This window comes from Streptomyces sp. NRRL B-24085 (assembly GCF_001282115.1).
Classification (GTDB): Bacteria; Actinomycetota; Actinomycetes; order Streptomycetales; family Streptomycetaceae; genus Streptomyces.
This window is the reverse complement of sequence record NZ_LJBR01000281.1, coordinates 1-18863: the sequence shown is the minus strand read 5'-3', so window position 1 is coordinate 18863 and position 18863 is coordinate 1. Positions and strand designations below refer to the sequence as shown.

Sequence of the window (18863 nt, the reverse complement as noted above, 5' to 3'; positions counted from 1 at the left end):
GGCGGGCACCGCCCAGGTGAGCGACCAGTGCGGTCGCAGCCGCTCCTCCACGGGCCGGTCGGCGAGGAGTTCGGGGGTGAGGGGCCCGTGCGCGGAGGCGGTGCGCCACCGGGTCGTGCCGTCCCGCGAGTCCTCCACGACGGTGAGGCCGTCCTCGGTGCGGCGGCTGATCGTGCGGGTCGCGTCGGCCGTCTCGACGACGACCTCCTCAAGCCCGGGCAGAGCGAGGAGAAGGGCGTCGTCGACGGCGTTCAGCAGGCGCTCGGCGAGGTCGGCGGCGGCGGGGTCGCGCAGCGGCAGGATGACGACGGTGTCGTAGGGGTCGGGCGCGCTGCCCTCGGCCGCGAACGGGAGCCGCAGCAACGGGACATGGCCGTCGCGGCGGCGGATCTCGTCGCCGAGTCCGGGGCTGTGGCGGGCGGTCTCGGCGGCGTGGTCGTGGGCCTCGGCGAGGGACCAGCGGACCCCGCCGTGGCGGCCGACGACGGCGGGCTCGTCGGTGACGGCGAGCACGGCGGCGAAGCCGACGCCGAAGCGGCCGACCGAGCCGTCCGTCTGGTCGCGCTTGGCGGAGGCGCGGAGCGTGGAGAGCGACTCGACACCGGCCGCGTCCAGCGGGGCGCCGGTGTTGGCGGCGAACAGGACGCCCTCGCGCAGGGTGAGCCGCAGCCGTCCCGGCACGCCGGCCCGGGCCGCTGCGTCGGCGGCGTTCTGCGCGAGCTCGACGACGAGCCGGTCCCGGTACCCGCCGAGGACGAGGTCCTCCTCGGCGTTGGCGTCCTCCCGGAACCGGGCGGGGCTGGTGGCCCAGGCGTCCAGCACCCCTCGCCGGAGCCGGGCGGTCCCGAACGGGTCGGCACCCTCGGCAGCGGGCCGCACGAACTTGCTCACGTTGACTCTCCTCATCGGCGTGACGACGAAGGTACCGCGACGAGGGAGGACGGTGACTCCGCCCCTTGCGGCCCCCGCGCCCGCTCCCCGCGGGAACCGGATTTGGCCGAGGGGCGAAGTACGGGTGAAAGCCCGAGCTTCACAGCGCCACTACGACGAAAGGAGCCCCGATGACCGTCGAACCAGGCGTCGGCGTGGGGCAGGACAGCGACGCCTCGGTGATCGAACGGTCGTGGGACGAGCCCGAGACGTTCGCCGTGCTCTTCGACCGCCACGCCGACTCGGTGCACCGGTACGCGGCGCGCCGGCTGGGTGCGGAGGCGGCCGAGGACGTGATGGCGGAGACCTTCACCACCGCGTTCCAGCAGCGCTTCCGGTACCGCACGGAGGCTGCCGACGCCCGTCCCTGGCTGTTCGGCATCGCCACCAACCTCATCGGCCGGCACCGGCGGGCCGAGGCCCGACGGCTGCGGACACTCGGCCGGCTGCCCCCGGCCGCTCCCGGCGGACCGGCCGAGGAGACGGTCGCGGACCGGGTGGCGGCCCGGGTCAGCGCCCAGGCGGTGCGCGCCGAACTCGCCGGTGCCCTGGCCCGGTTGCCCGCCCGGCACCGGGACGTACTGCTCCTGGTCGCCTGGGCCGACCTCGGCTACGACGAGGTCGCGTGCGCCCTCGGGGTGCCGGTGGGCACGGTCCGGTCACGGCTGCACAGGGCACGCAGAAAACTTCGTGAGGCATTGGGCGGATCCGATCCGACCGCTCTCCGAGAGGAATCCGACGATGAATGAGATCGAACTTCTGCGGGAGTGGGACGCGGACGCGCCCCCTCTCACGGACGCCGCCCGGGCCCGGGCCCGCTTCCGCCTCCACCAGGCGATGCGGGCACCCACCGCCCCCGCCGCCGTACCCGGTGTCGGCCGCCGTCCGCTGCTGCGGATCGCCGTGGCCGGCGTCGCCGCTGCGGCCGTCACCACGACCGTGGTGATCTCGCAGGACACCGGGGAGAGCGCACCCCGCACCCGGACCGTGAGCGCGGCCACCGTGCTGCGGGGGGCGGCGGCCGAGGCACTGCGCACCGAGAAGCCGCTCGCCCCGCGCGACGATCAGTTCATCTACACCAAGGGGGTCATCGAACGCAGGCCGGTCTCGGGCGGTCCCGTGAAGAAGTACGTCGACGAGAGCTGGAGCTCGGTCGACGGGTCCAAGAAGTCCTACGTCAGCGAGCTGGGTTACAAACAGTGGGTGCCACCGGCCCAGAAGGGCGAGTACTCCTGGCCGCCGCGTGAGTGGTCGAAGTTGAAGAAGCTGCCCCTCGACCCGGCCAGGCTGACGATCGTGCTGCGCGAGTCGGGCACGAAGCCCGACTTCGGCCGGAGGACCAGGGCAGACGAGTGGCCGCAGATCCAGTTCCACCTCTCCGGTCTGCTCGGCAGGCCCGTCCTGCCCAAGGGGCTGCGCTCCGCGGCGTTCGAGGCGCTCTCCGCCGTCCCCGGGGTCGAGGTGCTGCCGCGCCGGACGGAGTTCGTCGGGCACACCGCCATCGGCGTCCGGTACGTCGGCCCGCCCGGCACCCCCTGGGCGGACGGCGGGCGGCTGCTGCTCTTCGACGCGAAGACGTACCGCTACCTGGGGCTGCGTGAGCGGATCACGGAGAAGGGCACGGCCTACGCCTACGACCAGTCGCAGTACATCGTCGCCGACGGCGTGGTGGACCGGGTGTTCCAGCGCCCGTGAGCCGAAGGCCCTACGAGTGGCCCAGTTCCGCCGACGCCTCGTCCGCGGTCTCCGGCACCGAGCCGGAGTCCCGGGCGGGGCGCAGCGGGAACGGGTCCACCCTGGTCTCGTCGATCACCGGCGGGGCCGGCTGGGGCGGCTTCGGCATGACCGCCGCCTCCGAGTGGCCGCCGCAGCCGTACGCCAGCGACACCACCCGGCCGTCCGCCGGGGCGAACTCGTTGGCGCACAGTCCGAAGGCCTGGCCAAGGGAGCCGCCGAGCGGGACCAGGAAGCCGCAGCTCGCACAGGGGGCCGGGGCGGCCTGGGCCATCGGGGTCTTGGCGCCGAAGGACTCCTCCCAGCGGTCGGCGGCGATGTGGAGGCCGTAGCGGGACAGGACGCGGGCCCGGCGCATGCCCAGTTCCTCGGCGACCGCGGCGATGGAGCCGCGGGTCGGGACGACCGGGAGGTTCGACGGGGTGCCCGCCGTGAGCTCCGCGTCCTCCGCCTCGACCAGCTCGGCCATCTCCTCGGAGACGGGCGCGCTCGGCAGGGGCTCGTCCTCGCCGGTGTAGCCGGGCTCCAGACGCAGGTCCTCGGCGTCGGTGGGGAGCAGGTCGCCGGGGCCCATGTCGCCGGGGCGCAGGCGTTCGCTCCAGGGCACCCACTCCGGTGCCAGCAGCGCGTCCGGGCCGGGGAGCAGGACGACCTCGTCCAGCGTCACGATCTTCGCGCGGGAGGCGCGCGCCACGGTCACGGCCCAGCGCCAGCCGCGGTAGCCGAGTTCCTTGCACTCGAAGAAGTGCGTGACGACACGGTCCCCCTCGGAGACCAGGCCCGCGTGCTCGCCCACCACCCCGGGCGCGGCGGCCTCCTCGGCGGCGCCGCGGGCGAGGTCGACGGCCTCGGCGCACAGGCGGTCGGGGGTGCGGCTTCGCGTTGTCGCTGCGCTCACAGGTATCGCTTCTCTCCTACGCCGTCACTCGGGTGCGCCGGCCTGAAGGCGGTGGGTGCGGACGGAGCGGACCGGAGGACCGCGTCGACGTCCGCGCCCGATCGCGCTCGGGCGCACCTGCTCCCATCCATTCTGCGGGATGTCAGAGAGGCGCGCGGCCGAGAACGTTCGCCACGGCGCGCTACGCACGCTACCTGTTCGCCGCCGCTCGGCCTACACCGACGTGATGGTTCGTTGCCACCGGTGGGCCTCAGGCCGGCTTCCGGTGGGCCGCGTGTGACACTTCATATGCGCTCATACGCGCGGTAACCGCACTACTCACAGCCTTCTCGGGGCACTATGACGGGGTGGCAGCCACGAGGACACCCCAGGGAGCCACCGGAGTCGGTGGCGGTTCGGGCCGGATGACAGGGTCCGTGCGTGCCGTCGGCCGTGCCCTGCACTTCCCGTTCACCGGTACGGCCCGCGGCATCCGCAAGGCGACCCACGCGCACGGGGCGGGCGAGTCCGGCCTCGGCAAGCTGATCGAGCTGCACGCGGTCAACGGCGCGGGGGACGTGATGATCACCGTCGCCCTCGCCTCCACGGTGTTCTTCTCGGTGCCGACCGACGAGGCGCGTGGGCGCGTCGCCCTCTACCTCGCCATCACCATGGCGCCCTTCACGGTCCTCGCGCCCGTGATCGGCCCCCTTCTCGACCGCCTCCCGCACGGCCGCCGGGCCGCGATGGCGGGCGCCATGCTCGCCCGGGCGATGCTCGCGCTGATCATCGCCGGGGCGGTGGCCACGGGCAGCCTGGAGCTGTATCCGGCGGCCCTCGGCGTACTGGTGGCCTCGAAGGCGTACGGCGTGGTCAGGAGCGCGGTCGTGCCCCGGCTGCTCCCGCCCCGCTTCTCCCTCGTCAAGGCGAACTCCCGCGTCACCCTGGGCGGCCTCCTCGCCACCGGCATCGCGGCCCCGGTCGGCGCGGGGCTCCAGGCCATCGGACCGCGCTGGCCGCTCTACGGCGCCTTCGTGATCTTCATCGCGGGCACGTTCCTGTCGTTCTCGCTACCGCCGAAGGTCGACTCGGCCAAGGGCGAGGACGTGGCGCTGCTCGCCGCCGACGAGGAGCATCTGCACGGCCCGCATCTCAAGCCGGTCAAGCGGCCGGGGCTGCGCACGGTCGGCACCGCCGTCACCCACGCCCTCGGCGCCAACGCGGCCCTGCGCTGGCTCTCCGGCTTCCTCACCTTCTTCCTCGCGTTCCTGTTGCGCGAGCATCCGCTGACCGGCGAGAGCGCGGCGGTCTCCCTGGGTCTGGTGGCCGTGTCGGCGGGCGCGGGCAACGCGCTGGGCACGGCGGTCGGGGCGTGGCTCAGGTCGAGGGCACCGGAGATCATCATCCTGACGGTGGTGGCGATCGTGCTGGGCGCGGCGATCACGGCGGCGATCTTCTTCGGCGCGTTCCTGGTGGCGTGTCTCGCGGCGGTCGCCGGGTTCGGGCAGGCCCTGTCGAAGCTGTCCCTGGACGCGCTGATCCAGCGGGACGTGCCCGAACTGGTCCGCACCTCGGCGTTCGCCCGCTCCGAGACGATGCTCCAGGTGTCGTGGGTGTTCGGCGGCGCGGTCGGCATCGTGATGCCGCTCAACGGCTACCTGGGTCTGTCGGTGGCCGCCGCGGTCGTGGCCGCGGGCTGGCTGGCCACCGCCAAGGGGCTGCTGAGCTCGGCACGGCACGGCAGCTCCGCCACGGCGCGAGTGGCGTAACCGACAGGGCTCGCCGCACCCCGCATAAAGGCACTGCTGTACCCGCCCGATAGCCTTCCGCCATGACCACGCTGCAATCCGATGTGCGACGCCGCCGCGCCGTCGCCGCCGCCGGCCTCGTTTCCGCCGGACTGCTCGTCCTGTCGGCCTGCGACAAGCCGACGCCGCGCGTCACCGTCACGGTCGGTTCGACCTCGGTGAGCGCCGAGGCCGTCTGCTACGACGACGGCAACGACCTCGGCAAGGCGAAGGCCGCCAAGTGCGCCCTGGAGAAGTCGGACGTCAAGACGATCAAGGTCAAGCAGAGCGAGACCCTGCGCGTCGGCGTCGACCCCGAGATCGCGGACACCGGCTGGGCGCTGTGGATCAACGGCCAGCAGATGACGTACGCCTACAAGAAGACGTACTACGCCTTCGACGGTGTCGACCTGTTCGCCCAGCAGCAGGGCCAGGCCCCGCAGAAGACGCTGTACATCAGCATCGTCGAGCAGGACAAGCAGTCCTCCGGCGAGAGCAAGGCGTTCAAGGGCGTCTGGAACTTCAAGCTGGAGAACTCCGACTACTGATCCGCTGATTCCGATGCGCATCCTCGTGGCCACCGCGGTCCCGGTCGAACGGGACGCGGTGGCCCGTGCGTTCACGGGCCCGGCGCAGGCCGTCGACGTCCTCGCCGTGGGGGTCGGGCCCGCTCTGGCCGCCGCCGGCACCGCCACCGCGCTCACCCGGGCCGCACTGGAGGGCTCCGGCTACGGTCTCGTCGTGTCCGCCGGGATCGGCGGCGGGTTCCTCCCGCACGCGCCGGTCGGCTCGCTCGTCGTCGCCGACGAGATCACCGCGGCCGACCTCGGGGCGGAGACCGCCGAGGGGTTCGTGCCGGTGACCGGGCTGGGGTTCGGCACCGTCACCCACCGTCCGCCCGTGGCTCTCGTACGGGCCGCGACCGCCGCGACCGGGGCACGCGCCGGGGCCGTGCTCACCGTCTCCACGGTGACCGGTACGGCCGCCCGCGCGAGTGCCCTGCGCGAACGCCACCCCACCGCCCTCGCCGAGGCCATGGAGGGCTTCGGGGTCGCCGAGGCGGCCGGGATCCACGGGGTGCCCGTGCTGGAGATCCGTGCCGTGTCCAATCCGGTCGGCCCGCGCGACCGGGCCGCCTGGCGCATCGGTGACGCGCTCGCGGCCCTGACGGAGGGGTTCGGGAAGCTGACGCCCGTACTGGAGAGTTGGGAACACCATGACGACTGAGCAGACGACCGAAGCGCTGAAGATCGCGTACTCCCCCTGCCCGAACGACACGTTCGTCTTCGACGCCCTCGCCCACGGCCGGGTGCCGGGGGCGCCCGGGCTGGACGTGACCTTCGCCGACATCGACGTCACCAACGGGATGGCGGAGCGCGGTGAGTTCGATGTGCTGAAGGTGTCGTACGCCGTGCTGCCGTACGTCCTCGACGAGTACGCGCTGCTGCCGTGCGGGGGTGCACTGGGCCGGGGCTGCGGGCCGCTGGTGCTGACGCGGGAGGCCGGGGTGGACCTCACCGGCCGTACCGTCGCCGTGCCGTCCGAGAAGTCGACGGCGTACCTGCTGTTCCGGCTGTGGGCGGCGGACGTGCTGCCGGGCGGGGTCGGGGAGATCGTGGTGCTGCCGTTCCACGAGATCATGCCGGCCGTGCGGGACGGGAAGGTCGACGCGGGGCTGGTGATCCACGAGGCGCGTTTCACGTACCAGAACTACGGGCTGCACAAGCTCGCGGACATGGGCGAGCACTGGGAGTCGACGACCGGGCTGCCGATTCCGCTGGGCGCGATCATCGCGAAGCGGTCGCTGGGGACGGAGCGCCTGTCGCTGCTCGCCGACTCCGTCCGTGCTTCCGTGCGGGCCGCCTGGGACGCGCCCGAGGTTTCCCGTCCTTATGTCATGGAGCATGCGCAGGAGATGGATCCCGCGGTCGCCGATCAGCACATCGGTCTGTACGTCAACGAGTTCACCGCGGACCTCGGCGAGGACGGATATGCGGCGGTTCGCGGGCTGTTGACCCGGGCGGCCGCGGAAGGGCTTGTACCGGCTTTGCGGCCCGACGCGTTGTCGTTTATCTGACGCCCTTTGCGGCTTCCGGCCATTGGACCAGTTTCAACATTCCGAGGACCCGGTGGATGAGGAAGCCCGCGAGCGGGAGTTCCACGCACACCGCCAATGCCGCCGCGCCCCAGACGTCCGGGGTGCCCAGGGCCAGCGACACGTCGAACCACGCGTCGCAGACCAGCAGGGCACCGGTCGACACGGCCGCCACCACGACCCCCCGGTGGCGGCGCCAGCCCAGCAGCGCCGTGGCGGCCATCGCGAGCAGCAGCAGGACGTCGAAGCCGACCCAGGTGGTGCGCCACTGACGGACCGTGTACCCGCTGGGCAGCGTGCAGGCCAGCAGGATCGTCCACGGGACGAGGCCGATGGCGCAGACGGTCAGCAACTCCAGGGTGTGGCGCCGCTGCCGCCGGATGTGCTCCGGCAGCCGGGGGGACGGCGCCTCGGCCCGGGTCCCGCTCACTACACGTCGAGCTGGTCGGCGACCGCTCGCAGCAGACCGGCGATCTTCTTCCCGGCGGTCTTCTCGGGGTAGCGGCCGCGCTCCAGCATCGGTGTGATGTTCTCCAGGAGGGTCGTCAGGTCCTGGACGATGGAGGCCAGTTCGTCCGGCTTCTTGCGGGTCGCCGCCGCGACCGAGGGCGTCGGGTCCAGGATGGCCACCGAGAGGGCCTGGTCACCGCGCTGCCCCGCGACCACTCCGAACTCCACCCGCTGCCCGGGCTTGAGCGTCTCGACTCCGGCGGGGAGGACCGAGGAATGGACGAAGACGTCACCGCCGTCGTCGCGGGAGAGAAAGCCGAAGCCCTTCTCGCTGTTGAACCACTTGACCTTGCCGGTAGGCACGTCTGTCCTCGTCCTCGTACTCGTCGGAAAACTGCTTCTGAAACGGCTCTTGATAGCACTGGGGCGGGTCGTCGGGACCCGCCGGTACCAAGGCTAATGGTCTTCAGGCCGGTGACAAGACGTCGCCCGGTTGTTCCTTCGGGCAGGGAACTACCCTGGTCCGGTGCGTGACAAAACCCAAACGAATTCCGCCGCTCCCGGTGACCGACTGATCCGTGCCGGAGCCATCGTGTTCTTCATCGGCGCGGTGGCCACTCTGGTCACCGTGGCCCCGTTCCTGCTCGGAACGACGCCTTTTCCGACGTACATGTTCGGATTGAGCATGCTCATGGCCGTCGGTTTCGTGGTGGCCGGTGCGGGCGTGCTGCAATCCGTCGCGGCGGGAAGGCGTCAGGCGCGGGCCGGAACACCGTCCGCGCGGTAGTCCGAAAACCACCCCGGGAACTCGGTGAGAGCGCCGAGGACGACATCGGCGCCGGCCTCGGTCAGTTCCGCGGCGGAGCACGGGCCGGTGGTCACCGCGACCGAGAGGGCCTCGGCGATCCGCGCCCCGCGCACATCGCCGACGTGGTCCCCGACGTACACGCTCGCGCCGTGCTCGCGCAGGGCCTCGCCCTTGCCCTCGGCCCACAGGTTGCCGATCACCGCGTCGGGCTCCATGCCCAGGTGCTGCATGTGCAGCTTCGCGTTGGGCTCCCACTTGGCCGTCACCACGATCGCCCGCCCGCCGGCCTCCTGCACGGCGTGTATCGCCTCGCGGGCGCCGGGCAGCGCCAGGGTGCCGGTGATGGCGTACGACGGGTACAGCTCGCGGTAGAGGTCCGCCATGGCCGAAACCCGGTCCGCCGGGAACCAGTGCGCCATCTCCTCCTGGAGCGGCGGCCCGAGCCGCGTCACCACCAGGTCGGCGTCGACGTACGTCCCGGTCCGCTCGGACAGTTCCACCCAGCAGGCGTGGATGCCGGGACGGGAGTCGACGAGCGTCATGTCGAGGTCGAAGCCGACGGTCGGGGCGGAGGTGCTTGTAGAGGCCATATGAGCCATTGTGCCCAAGCGGTCAGGCCGCAGGACAACGATTTCCGGTGCCCCGGCGCCCGTGGTCTACCGCCGCCGCTGCGAGCGCCACACCAGGAACAGCGCCGAGGCCACGGCCGCGCCCCGCACGACCCACGGCCAGGTCTCCGCGACCGCGTCGTTCATGTGCCCCCGGGCGATCGGCTCGCCCCAGCGGCCCTCGTTGCGGCCCCACAGCCAGACGATCCCCGCGGTGAGCGCGAGGCTCGGCAGGAACACGACGGCCCATTTGGTCTCGGCGTCGCTCAGCCGGCGCGAGGCCCACGCGATGAGCCAGCCGACGACCAGGACGAGCAGGTTCCCGAGCACGGCACCGGCGACCAGGAGGGCGGCGGCGAGCAGCAGGAGCGGGTTGCTCCAGCTCCCGGGGCCGGCGAACCGGCGGCGGGCCGGGGCGGCTTCGACGACCGGTGCCGCGGCCTTCGCTTTCGTCGCGCGCTTCCACCAGGCCGTCCGGGCCTTCACCACCGGCGCGGGCGCCGCCTGCTCCACGGCGGGCGCGGGCTCCGGCTTCTTCTCCTCCTTGGGCGGCGGGGGCTTCAGCAGCTCCGGGATCTCCACTCCGCCCACGAAGCCCGGCACGCTGTCGCCGACGCCGAAGGGACTGCTGTCCACCCGCCACCAGTCGGGCTGCGTCGCACTGTCGCCGAGTTCGTCGAGACCGGCCAGGTGCGGCCCGTGGGAGGTGTCGCGGTCGGCCGCGGGGGCCGGCCGTGGCGGGGTGTCGGGGCGCGGCCGGGGCACGACCTTGCGCAGCCCCTTCGGCCGCTCGGTCTCCTCCGTCTCCCGGTCCCGCTGCACGGGCATGGCGACGACCGGCGCCTGCGGGGCGCTGTCCGCCGTGCCCCCGGCGGCGGTGACCACCTCGTCCGGGCTGCCCAGCCTGGCGATGATCCGGCGGACGGCGGCGGGCGAGTCCACGGTCACCTTGGCGCGCCGCCGGTCGATCTCGTTGCGCAGTTCCGAGACGAGCCGCATACGGGTGGACGACGGCAACTGCCGCTGCTGCGCGACATCGCCGACGCGGCTCAGATACTCGTAGACGACCTGGTCGCTCTCGATACCCACGAAGTCCCCTCCGGGGCGGGTGCGTTGGATACCCCGTGGGACGACGTTAGCGCAGGCAGCCGCCGACCGGACGGGCCCCGGCGCGGAGAATGACGGTCGCGCGGGCGCGGTGCACGTCACCCCTGGCCCGCCGCGCCACCCGCTACCGTTGGTCGGATGAGCAACCCGGCCGTACCGCCGCGCTCCCTCGCGGAAGCGCTCCGGGCCAGGGACGACGCGTCCCTGGCCGCGCTTCTGCGTGCCCGCCCCGACCTGATCACGCCCGTGCCCACGGACCTCACCCAGCTCGCCACCCGGGCCGGGACGCGGGCGTCGGTGGTGCGGGCGCTGGAGCGGCTGGACCGTTTCGCGCTCCAGACGGCGGAGGCACTGGCGGTGGCGGCCGACCCGGCCCCCTACGGCGAACTGCTGGCGCTGCTGACCGGTGACGGCGGCGACCCGGCCGTCTCGGCGGCCCTCCCGCGCGCCCTCGGCACCCTGCGGGAGCAGGCCCTGGTGTGGGGCGACGACGACCGGCTGCGGCTGGTCCGCACGGCCCGCGAACTGCTCGCGCCCTCGCCGCAGCATCCGTCGCCGACCGGGCTCGGGCCGACCGTGCAGGAGGCCACGGCGGGGATGTCGCCGGGCCGCATCCAGGACATCGTCACGGCGGCGGGGCTCGGCTCGACCCACGACTCGGTCTCCGCGGTGGCCTCGCTGACGGCCCTGTTCACCGACCGCAAGCGGATGTCGGCGCTGCTCGCCGGGCTCCCGGAGGAGTCGCAGGAGGTGCTCGCGCGGCTGGTCTGGGGCCCGCCCTACGGCCAGGTCACCGCCGACCCTGCGGCCCGTCTGCGGCGGCTGCTGGACCTGGGGCTGCTGGTGCCGACGGCGCCCGGGACGGTCGTGCTCCCGCGGGAGGTGGCCCTGCACCTGCGCGGCGGCCGGGCGCACCGGGAGGTGGAGCCGCTGCCGCCGGCCGTGGAGCCCGCGGCGACCCACCGTCCGCAGGTGGTGGACGCGACGGCGGCCGGGCAGGCGTACACCGCGCTCGCGACCGTCGAGGAGCTGCTGAAGGACTGGGACGAGGGCGGCCCCTCGGTGCTGCGGGCGGGCGGCCTCAGCGTCCGCGACCTCAAGCGCACCGCCGTCGCCCTGGACGTGGCCGAACCGGTCGCCGCGTTCTGGGTGGAGCTGGCGTACGCGGCGGGCCTGCTGGCCTCCGACGGCGAGGCCGACGAGCGGTACGCGGCGACCCCGGCCCACGACGAGTGGCTGGAGCAGCCCCCGGCACAGCGCTGGGCCCGGCTGGCGCAGGCGTGGCTCACGGCGACCCGGGTGTCCGGGCTGGTGGGCGGCCGGGACGCGAAGGACCGCACGCTGTCGACGCTGGGCCCGGGACTCGACCGCAGCGCCGCCCCCGAGGTACGGCACCGGGTGCTGGCGCTGCTCGCGGGGCTGCCGGAGGGGGCGTCGCCGTCCAGGGAGTCGGTGCTGGCCCGGCTGCGCTGGGAGCGTCCGCTGCGAGGGCCGCAGCGCGAGGACGACCTGCGGTCGCGGCTCGCCGAGTGGACGCTGGCGGAGGCGGAACTGCTGGGCGTGACGGGACGAGGAGCGCTGTCGGGGCACGGGCGGGCCCTGCTGGGGCTGACCGCGCCGAGGACGCCGGCCGCGGTGCCGGAGGGCCCTGGGGACAAGCTCCCCGTGCACCACCGCCCCGTGGCCGCCGTCGAACCCCTCTCCCCCGCCGAGCAGGCCACCGCGTCCGCCGCGGCCGCCCGGCTGCTCGCACCGCTGCTGCCCGAGCCGCTCGACCACGTCCTGCTCCAGGCCGACCTGACGGCGGTGGCCCCCGGCCCCTTGCAGCGGTCGCTGGCCGAGGTGCTGGACGTCCTGGCCGACGTGGAGTCCAAGGGCGGGGCCACGGTCTACCGCTTCACGCCCGGTTCGGTCCGCCGTGCTCTGGACGCCGGCCAGTCCGCGTCCGACCTGCACGCCTTCCTCGCCGCGCACGCGCGCACGCCGGTGCCGCAGCCGCTGACGTACCTGATCGACGACGTGGCCCGCCGGCACGGCCACCTCAGGGTGGGCGCGGCTTCCGCGTACGTCCGCTGCGACGACGACGCCCTGCTCAACGAGATCCTCGCCGACAAGCGCGCCGCGGGCCTGCGCCTGCGCCGCCTGGCCCCGACGGTGCTGGCCGCGCAGGCCGACCCGGCGTCCCTGCTGGACGGGCTGCGCGCGATGGGCTTCGCCCCGGCCGCCGAGTCCGCGGAGGGCGATGTCCTGATCACCCGGGCCCACGCCCACCGCACCCCGCCGCGCACGGCCCCCGAACCCGTCCGGGACGGCCCGCCGGTGCCCGACGCGACCCTCCTGTCGGCCGCGATCCGGGCCATCCGGGCCGGCGACCTGGCCGCCACGACCCCGCGCAGACAGGGCGACCAGCCCCTGCCCGCCACCGGCGAGCTCCCCCGCACCAGTTCCGCCGAGACCCTCGCCACCATGCAGGCCGCCGTCCTGACCGGCGAGGCCCTGTGGATCGGCTACGTCAACGCCGAGGGCGCCGCCAGCCAGCGCGTCATCGCCCCCATCCGCGTCGAGGGCGGCTTCGTGACGGCCTACGACCACACGGCGGACGAGGTCCGCACGTACCCGCTGCACCGGGTGACCGGGGTGGCGGAACTGGCGGAGGACTAGCGAGAGCGGGCAGGCAGCCCGAAGCGGGCCCGCGGCCGCACCGGCGCCGAGGACGACCCTCAGGCGGGGACCCAGACCCCCGTCAGCACTCCGCCGGAGGAGAGCCGGCCGACAGCCCGAAATGGGTCCGGGCCGCGGACTCCAGAGGGCCCGCGGCCACGTCGGCGTCGAAGGAGACCGTGGTGATGTAGCCGAAGCGGCTCGTCATCCATTCCGCGTAGCCCGCGCCCTCGGGGGGCTCCTCCTGCGACACGACCGTGTAGTCGCCGTCGGCCTCCCGCCGCAGTCGCAGCACCTGCGGGACCTCGGCGCCGCCGCACTCCACCAGGTGCCCCGCGCGCACCCCGTACTCCAGGCACAACGTGCTGACGCCGGCCCGCACGAGCCCGTCCCGCTCGTCGACGTCCACCGCCTCCGCCCGGCAGAACCACCGCGCCCGCAGCCCGGGCTCACTCTCCCCGTACCCGGAACCGCGCACCTGCTCCACGAGCCGCGCCTCTATGACGGGGCGCACCTGGTTCCACAGCCGGGGGTCGGCGTTTGACGGCCAGTGGGCCCACGCCCCCGTCGCCACCAGCACCACGACCGCACCCCCGCCGACGGCCCATCTGCCCGCAGACATCCCCATGTGTCCTCCCCAGACCGCTCCCGCCAGTCAAGACACCCGAGCGGGGGCCGGGGTTGCACCGCGAGCGCCCCCGGCCGGCTCGGCCTCCCTTGATCGTCCCTGGTTGAGGCACACTGGACGTTTGGCCCGTGCGGAAGGATGCATGTACGTGAACGGTCCTCTCATCGTCCAGTCCGACAAGACCCTGCTGCTCGAGGTCGACCACGAGCAGGCCGACGAGTGCCGTCGGGCCATCGCGCCGTTCGCCGAGCTGGAGCGGGCGCCCGAGCACATCCACACCTACCGGGTGACCCCGCTCGGGCTGTGGAACGCGCGCGCGGCCGGGCACGACGCCGAGCAGGTGGTCGACGCCCTGGTGCAGTACAGCCGGTACCCGGTGCCGCACGCCCTGCTGGTCGACGTCGCCGAGACGATGGACCGGTACGGGCGGCTCACGCTCAGCAAGCACCCCGCCCACGGGCTCGTGCTCACCACCACCGACCGGCCGGTCCTGGAGGAGATCCTGCGCTCGAAGCGGATCACCCCGCTGGTCGGGGCGCGGCTGGACCCGGACACCGTGGTCGTGCACCCCTCCGAGCGCGGGCAGATCAAGCAGACGCTGCTGAAGCTGGGCTGGCCCGCCGAGGACCTCGCGGGGTACGTCGACGGCGAGGCGCACCCGATCGAGCTGGCCGAGGACGGCTGGGCGCTCCGGCCCTACCAGAAGCAGGCCGTGGAGAACTTCTGGCACGGCGGCAGCGGAGTGGTCGTCCTGCCCTGTGGCGCGGGCAAGACCCTCGTCGGCGCCGGGTCCATGGCGCAGGCCAAGTCGACCACGCTGATCCTCGTCACCAACACCGTCTCGGCCCGGCAGTGGAAGCACGAGCTGGTGAAGCGGACCTCGCTGACCGAGGACGAGATCGGCGAGTACAGCGGGACCCGCAAGGAGATCCGGCCCGTCACCATCGCCACCTACCAGGTGCTGACGACCCGGCGGAAGGGCGTCTACCCGCACCTGGAGCTGTTCGACTCCCGGGACTGGGGGCTCATCGTCTACGACGAGGTGCACCTGCTGCCCGCGCCCGTCTTCAAGTTCACCGCCGACCTCCAGGCCCGGCGCAGGCTCGGGCTGACCGCGACCCTGGTGCGGGAGGACGGGCGGGAGTCGGACGTCTTCTCGCTGATCGGGCCCAAGCGGTTCGACGCGCCGTGGAAGGAGATCGAGGCGCAGGGCTACATCGCGCCCGCCGACTGTGTCGAGGTGCGGGTGAACCTGACCGACTCGGAGCGGCTCGCCTACGCCACCGCCGAGCAGGAGGAGAAGTACCGCTTCTGTGCCACGACCGCGACCAAGCGGAAGGTCACGGAGGCGCTCGTCAAGCGCTTCGCGGGGCAGCAGATCCTGGTGATCGGCCAGTACATCGACCAGCTCGACGAACTCGGCGAGCATCTGAACGCCCCCGTCATCAAGGGCGAGACCACCAACGCCCAGCGCGAGAAGCTCTTCGACGCCTTCCGGGAGGGCGAGATCAGCGTGCTGGTGGTGTCGAAGGTGGCGAACTTCTCCATCGACCTGCCGGAGGCGACCGTCGCCATCCAGGTCTCCGGGACGTTCGGGTCGCGGCAGGAGGAGGCCCAGCGGCTCGGGCGGGTGCTGCGCCCGAAGGCGGACGGCCACCAGGCGCACTTCTACTCGGTGGTCGCCCGCGACACCATCGACCAGGACTTCGCCGCCCACCGCCAGCGCTTCCTGGCGGAGCAGGGGTACGCCTACCGGATCGTGGACGCGGACGACCTGCTGGCGGAGGGGGCCTGAGCGCCGGGGCGGCTACGGCGTCAGCAGCGTGAGGACCAGCGCGAGGACGGTCGCCGGCGGCAGCACCGCGAGGAGCGCCAGCCACGCGCGCAGGGCGGACCAGCGGCGCTGCCAGGGCAGGGCCCAGGAGGCGACGAAGGCGGGCAGGGTGACCAGGGCCCCGAACTCCAGGATCGCGTAGATCACGGTCAGGGACGCCGTCAGCGCCCGCGGGCAGTCGTCGGGACCGCAGGAGTCGGTGGCCATCGCGGACAGGCCGCCGAACAGCAGGGCGAGCGGGCCGAGGACGACCAGCAGGACGGTCGCGACCAGCGGGGCCACCCACGCGTGGCGGTCCTGGTCGTGGTCGGGAAGGGCCGGTGCGGTCGCTGTCGTCATACCGCCGAGTGAACCGCCGCGGGAGGCGGCCGGACATCGGCTCGGGTACTCATCCCGGGCCGTGTGCCGTACTCAGCGGCGGCGGACGCCGGCCTCCTCGCCGTACTCGCCGAGTATGACGACGTCGAAGGCGGCGCCGGCGAAGACGCGGACCGCTCGCAGGGCGTTGCCGAGGCGGTGGGTGCTGTGGATACCGGAGACGGGGGTCGCCCCGGACGGGCGACCGGGGGCTGGGGTGAAGGTCGCTGCGCTCATGTCTCCATGGTGGCCGAGCAGGCATAAAGAGGGCATCGGTCTCAGGTAGCCCCTTTCCGTGCTACCTGAGTACGGCCCGCTGGGTGGAGCCACCCCGGAAGGGGGAGGGGCGATCCCCTAGGGGCCGGTCCCGGAGAAATGCGTTGGCCCCCTCTCACCGGTTCCCTCTAGAATCTCCGCTCTTGCCCGCCTCCCTCACGGAGTGCCGCCGCCCGGACGGAAACCGGTCGGCTTCCCACCACGCGGCCCGCAGCACCTTCGGAGGCACCCCCTTGTCCAGGCCGTCCATTCCCGTGCCCGCAGACGACGATCCCCTCGCCCGCGAACGCGCCCACCTCGCCGGCTCCCGTGCCGCACTGCGCGCCATGCGCGAGGACGTCGAGTCGCTGGACATCAAGGACGTCACCGCGAACTGGGTCAACGCCGAGGTCCTGGCCCGCCAGATCGACGACCGGATCAAGGCGCTGGCGGACCTCAGCGACACCCCGCTGTTCTTCGGCCGCCTCGACTACCTGCACTCCCCCGGCGCCGACCGTGCCGAGGGCGCGGAGGGCGAGCGCTTCTACATCGGGCGCCGGCACGTCCACGACCACGACGGCGACCCGATGGTGATCGACTGGCGGGCGCCGGTGTCGCAGCCGTTCTACCGGGCGTCCAAGAAGGACCCGATGGACGTCGGGCTGCGCCGCCGCTTCGGGTACACCCGCGGGGAGATCACGGCGTACGAGGACGAGCACCTGTCCGACCCGGCGGAGGCCGCCGCCACCAGCAAGCTGCTCCAGCAGGAGATCGAGCGGCCGCGCGTCGGCCCGATGCGCGACATCGTGGCGACGATCCAGCCCGAGCAGGACGAGATCGTACGGTCCGGGCTGGGCGGCACGGTCTGCGTGCAGGGAGGTCCCGGCACCGGGAAGACCGCCGTCGGCCTGCACCGGGTCGCCTATCTCCTCTACGCCCACCGCGAGCGGCTCGCTCGCACCGGCACCCTCGTCATCGGACCGAACCGGTCCTTCCTGCACTACATCGAGCAGGTGCTGCCCGCGCTGGGCGAGTTGACGGTGCGGCAGGCCACGGTCGACGACCTCGTGGCGCACGTGGAGGTGCGCGGCACCGACGAGGCGCCCGCCGCCGTCCTCAAGGGCGACGCGAGGATGGCGGAGGTGCTCAGGCGGGCGGTGTACTCCCACGTGACCATGCCGACCGAGCCGGTGATGGTGGTGCGCGGATCGCGCAGGTGGCGGGTCCCGGCGTACGAGATCGAGGAGATCGTCCGGGAGCTGCTGGACCGGGGCATCCGGTACGGCGCCGCCCGTGAGGCCCTTCCGCAGCGCATCGCGCACGCCGTGCTGGTGCAGATGGAGCGGTCCGGGGAGGCACCGGACGACCGGGTGCAGGACGCGGTGGCCCGCAACCCGGCGGTGAAGGCGGCGGTGAAGGCGATCTGGCCGCCGGTGGACCCGGCGAAGCTGGTGCTGCGGCTGCTCACGGACGCGGACTTCCTCGCCGAGCACGCGGAGGGCATCCTCGACGAGGACGAGCAGAAGACGATCCTGTGGGCGAAGCCGGTGCGGTCGGTGAAGTCGGCCAAGTGGTCCGCCGCGGACGCGGTGCTGATCGACGAGGCGACGGACCTCGTGCAGCGCACGCACTCGCTCGGGCATGTGGTGCTCGACGAGGCGCAGGACCTCTCCCCCATGCAGTACCGGGCGGTCGGCCGCCGTTGCTCGACCGGTTCGGCGACCGTGCTGGGCGACCTCGCGCAGGGCACCACACCGTGGGCGACGCGGAGTTGGGACGAGGCGCTGGCGCACCTCGGCAAGTCGGACGGTGTGATCGAGGAGCTGACGGCCGGTTTCCGGGTGCCGACGGACGTCATCACGTACGCCTCCCGGCTGCTGCCGCACATCGCGCCGGGTCTCACACCGGTGGCGTCGGTCCGTGAGAACCCGGGGTTCTTCGACCTGCGCGAGATCTCCGCCACGGCCGAAGTGGTCGCCGCCTGCGAGGAGTTGCTGCGCCACGAGGGCTCGACCGGTCTGATCGCGGCGGACGCCCGGGTCCCGGTCCTCGCCGAGGCGCTGACGGAGGCGGGGATCCCGTACCTCGCCCCGGGCGAGGAGACGACGGCCGAGACCCGTCTGACCCTGGTCCCGGCGTCCCTCGCCAAGGGTCTGGAGTACGACTACGTCGTCCTGGACGAGCCGCAGGCGGTCGTGGACGGCGAGCCGGACGAACGCACGGGCCTGCGGCGCCTGTACGTGGCCCTGACCCGAGCGGTGTCGGGCCTGATCGTGACGCACACCGCACCGCTGCCGCCGGCGCTCGCCGAGTAGGGTGCTGCTGCGTTTCGCCATGTCCCCCCGGAGAGGCCCCCGTTGAGCACGCCGCCGCCCTCGCACCCCGCTTACCAGCCGACTTCGGGGCCCTGTGCGCCGAACTCCGGGCCGTACCAGCAGCCTTCGGTGCCGTATCCGCAGCCCTCGGGACCGTACCCGTCGGCGGCCGCCTGTCAGATCTGCGGAGCGGTCCCGGCCGCCCCGGTGACGGTCCGGGGCCACCAGGGGATGGTGGTGATCATGCGGTTCCTGAAGCGCGAGGGCGTGTTCTGCCGGACCTGTGCGCTGGCGAGCTTCCGGGACATGCAGGCGGACACGATGGTGACGGGCTGGTGGGGGCCGCTGTCGGTGCTGATCACGCCCGTCACCCTGCTGGGCAACCTCGGCGCGCTGTCGGGCATCCGGCGCATCCCG

General features: G+C 73.2%; 19 protein-coding genes. 10 read left to right on the top strand and 9 right to left on the bottom strand.

Annotation, left to right across the window (positions count from 1 at the left end):
* A partial coding sequence (locus AOJ26_RS28130) for a sacsin N-terminal ATP-binding-like domain-containing protein (protein ID WP_420713311.1) occupies positions 1–891 on the bottom strand: 891 nt, incomplete at its 3' end.
* Between the two features lie 170 nt (positions 892–1061).
* Between AOJ26_RS28130 and AOJ26_RS28125 the strand changes: the two genes are divergently transcribed.
* Positions 1062–1679, top strand: coding sequence for an RNA polymerase sigma factor (locus tag AOJ26_RS28125; RefSeq protein ID WP_053851163.1), 618 nt, complete (start codon positions 1062–1064; stop codon positions 1677–1679).
* Positions 1672–2625 (top strand): CU044_5270 family protein, encoded by a 954-nt coding sequence (locus AOJ26_RS28120; RefSeq protein ID WP_053851162.1) that lies wholly within the window; start codon positions 1672–1674, stop codon positions 2623–2625. The genes AOJ26_RS28125 and AOJ26_RS28120 overlap by 8 nt, the downstream gene beginning before the upstream one ends.
* Before the next feature lie 10 nt (positions 2626–2635).
* On the opposite strand, the gene AOJ26_RS28115 is transcribed toward AOJ26_RS28120, so the two are convergent.
* A complete protein-coding gene (locus tag AOJ26_RS28115; RefSeq protein ID WP_053851161.1) occupies positions 2636–3562 on the bottom strand; it encodes a DUF3027 domain-containing protein in 927 nt (308 codons plus the stop codon).
* A gap of 404 nt (positions 3563–3966) precedes the next feature.
* Here AOJ26_RS28115 and AOJ26_RS28110 point away from each other — a divergent pair, with 404 nt between their 5' ends.
* The 4 genes from AOJ26_RS28110 (at position 3967) to AOJ26_RS28095 (ending at position 7405) form a co-directional block, all read left to right on the top strand.
* Positions 3967–5310, top strand: coding sequence for an MFS transporter (locus AOJ26_RS28110; RefSeq protein ID WP_053851160.1), 1344 nt, complete (start codon positions 3967–3969; stop codon positions 5308–5310).
* Positions 5311–5372: 62 nt separating this feature from the next.
* A complete protein-coding gene (locus AOJ26_RS28105) occupies positions 5373–5876 on the top strand; it encodes a hypothetical protein (RefSeq protein WP_053851159.1) in 504 nt (167 codons plus the stop codon).
* 13 nt (positions 5877–5889) lie between these two features.
* Positions 5890–6555, top strand: a complete 666-nt coding sequence (locus AOJ26_RS28100) for a futalosine hydrolase (RefSeq protein WP_053851158.1) — start codon at positions 5890–5892, stop codon at positions 6553–6555.
* Entirely contained in the window at positions 6545–7405 is an 861-nt protein-coding gene (locus tag AOJ26_RS28095; protein ID WP_053851157.1) for a 1,4-dihydroxy-6-naphthoate synthase, read from the top strand. Before AOJ26_RS28100 ends, AOJ26_RS28095 begins: the two co-directional genes overlap by 11 nt.
* On the opposite strand, the gene AOJ26_RS28090 is transcribed toward AOJ26_RS28095, so the two are convergent.
* Together AOJ26_RS28090 and AOJ26_RS45105 are read right to left on the bottom strand one after the other, a co-directional pair.
* The gene (locus AOJ26_RS28090; protein ID WP_053851156.1) at positions 7398–7853 is read right to left on the bottom strand and encodes a hypothetical protein; all 456 of its coding nucleotides are present in this window, start codon (positions 7851–7853) and stop codon (positions 7398–7400) included. The genes AOJ26_RS28095 and AOJ26_RS28090 overlap by 8 nt on opposite strands.
* Positions 7853–8236, bottom strand: coding sequence for a cold-shock protein (locus AOJ26_RS45105; protein WP_053851155.1), 384 nt, complete (start codon positions 8234–8236; stop codon positions 7853–7855). The genes AOJ26_RS28090 and AOJ26_RS45105 overlap by 1 nt, the downstream gene beginning before the upstream one ends.
* Positions 8237–8399: 163 nt before the next feature.
* On the opposite strand from AOJ26_RS45105, the gene AOJ26_RS28080 reads away from it, so the two are divergent.
* The gene (locus AOJ26_RS28080; RefSeq protein WP_053851154.1) at positions 8400–8660 is read left to right on the top strand and encodes a hypothetical protein; all 261 of its coding nucleotides are present in this window, start codon (positions 8400–8402) and stop codon (positions 8658–8660) included.
* Here AOJ26_RS28080 and AOJ26_RS28075 read toward each other — a convergent pair.
* Positions 8627–9271 carry an HAD family hydrolase gene (locus tag AOJ26_RS28075; RefSeq protein ID WP_053851153.1) on the bottom strand — a complete coding sequence of 215 codons (645 nt, stop codon included), beginning with the start codon at positions 9269–9271 and terminating at the stop codon, positions 8627–8629. The genes AOJ26_RS28080 and AOJ26_RS28075 overlap by 34 nt on opposite strands.
* 66 nt (positions 9272–9337) lie before the next feature.
* The gene (locus tag AOJ26_RS28070; RefSeq protein WP_053851152.1) at positions 9338–10378 is read right to left on the bottom strand and encodes a hypothetical protein; all 1041 of its coding nucleotides are present in this window, start codon (positions 10376–10378) and stop codon (positions 9338–9340) included.
* 156 nt (positions 10379–10534) lie between these two features.
* Between AOJ26_RS28070 and AOJ26_RS28065 the strand changes: the two genes are divergently transcribed.
* The gene (locus tag AOJ26_RS28065) at positions 10535–13057 is read left to right on the top strand and encodes a helicase C-terminal domain-containing protein (protein WP_053851151.1); all 2523 of its coding nucleotides are present in this window, start codon (positions 10535–10537) and stop codon (positions 13055–13057) included.
* A gap of 82 nt (positions 13058–13139) precedes the next feature.
* On the opposite strand, the gene AOJ26_RS28060 is transcribed toward AOJ26_RS28065, so the two are convergent.
* Positions 13140–13679, bottom strand: a complete 540-nt coding sequence (locus tag AOJ26_RS28060; protein ID WP_053851166.1) for a hypothetical protein — start codon at positions 13677–13679, stop codon at positions 13140–13142.
* Between the two features lie 154 nt (positions 13680–13833).
* Here AOJ26_RS28060 and AOJ26_RS28055 point away from each other — a divergent pair, with 154 nt between their 5' ends.
* A complete protein-coding gene (locus tag AOJ26_RS28055) occupies positions 13834–15480 on the top strand; it encodes a DNA repair helicase XPB (RefSeq protein ID WP_053851165.1) in 1647 nt (548 codons plus the stop codon).
* A gap of 12 nt (positions 15481–15492) precedes the next feature.
* On the opposite strand, the gene AOJ26_RS28050 is transcribed toward AOJ26_RS28055, so the two are convergent.
* Complete coding sequence (locus AOJ26_RS28050; RefSeq protein ID WP_053851150.1) at positions 15493–15858, bottom strand: hypothetical protein; 366 nt, start codon at positions 15856–15858, stop codon at positions 15493–15495.
* Between the two features lie 72 nt (positions 15859–15930).
* Complete coding sequence (locus tag AOJ26_RS28045; protein WP_179200241.1) at positions 15931–16113, bottom strand: hypothetical protein; 183 nt, start codon at positions 16111–16113, stop codon at positions 15931–15933.
* Positions 16114–16478: 365 nt separating this feature from the next.
* Between AOJ26_RS28045 and AOJ26_RS28040 the strand changes: the two genes are divergently transcribed.
* Complete coding sequence (locus tag AOJ26_RS28040; protein WP_234358689.1) at positions 16479–18446, top strand: HelD family protein; 1968 nt, start codon at positions 16479–16481, stop codon at positions 18444–18446.
* Positions 18447–18863 lie beyond the last annotated feature (417 nt).

Coding starts and splice junctions, on each gene's coding strand:
- AOJ26_RS28060 (WP_053851166.1), bottom strand. CDS start 13,679: ATGTCTGCGGGCAGATGGGCCGTCGGCGGGGGTGCGGTCGTGGTGCTG.
- AOJ26_RS28050 (WP_053851150.1), bottom strand. CDS start 15,858: ATGACGACAGCGACCGCACCGGCCCTTCCCGACCACGACCAGGACCGC.
- AOJ26_RS28065 (WP_053851151.1), top strand. CDS start 10,535: ATGAGCAACCCGGCCGTACCGCCGCGCTCCCTCGCGGAAGCGCTCCGG.
- AOJ26_RS28075 (WP_053851153.1), bottom strand. CDS start 9,271: ATGGCCTCTACAAGCACCTCCGCCCCGACCGTCGGCTTCGACCTCGAC.
- AOJ26_RS28045 (WP_179200241.1), bottom strand. CDS start 16,113: ATGAGCGCAGCGACCTTCACCCCAGCCCCCGGTCGCCCGTCCGGGGCG.
- AOJ26_RS28095 (WP_053851157.1), top strand. CDS start 6,545: ATGACGACTGAGCAGACGACCGAAGCGCTGAAGATCGCGTACTCCCCC.
- AOJ26_RS28125 (WP_053851163.1), top strand. CDS start 1,062: ATGACCGTCGAACCAGGCGTCGGCGTGGGGCAGGACAGCGACGCCTCG.
- AOJ26_RS28040 (WP_234358689.1), top strand. CDS start 16,479: ATGCGCGAGGACGTCGAGTCGCTGGACATCAAGGACGTCACCGCGAAC.
- AOJ26_RS28110 (WP_053851160.1), top strand. CDS start 3,967: ATGACAGGGTCCGTGCGTGCCGTCGGCCGTGCCCTGCACTTCCCGTTC.
- AOJ26_RS28120 (WP_053851162.1), top strand. CDS start 1,672: ATGAATGAGATCGAACTTCTGCGGGAGTGGGACGCGGACGCGCCCCCT.
- AOJ26_RS28100 (WP_053851158.1), top strand. CDS start 5,890: ATGCGCATCCTCGTGGCCACCGCGGTCCCGGTCGAACGGGACGCGGTG.
- AOJ26_RS28105 (WP_053851159.1), top strand. CDS start 5,373: ATGACCACGCTGCAATCCGATGTGCGACGCCGCCGCGCCGTCGCCGCC.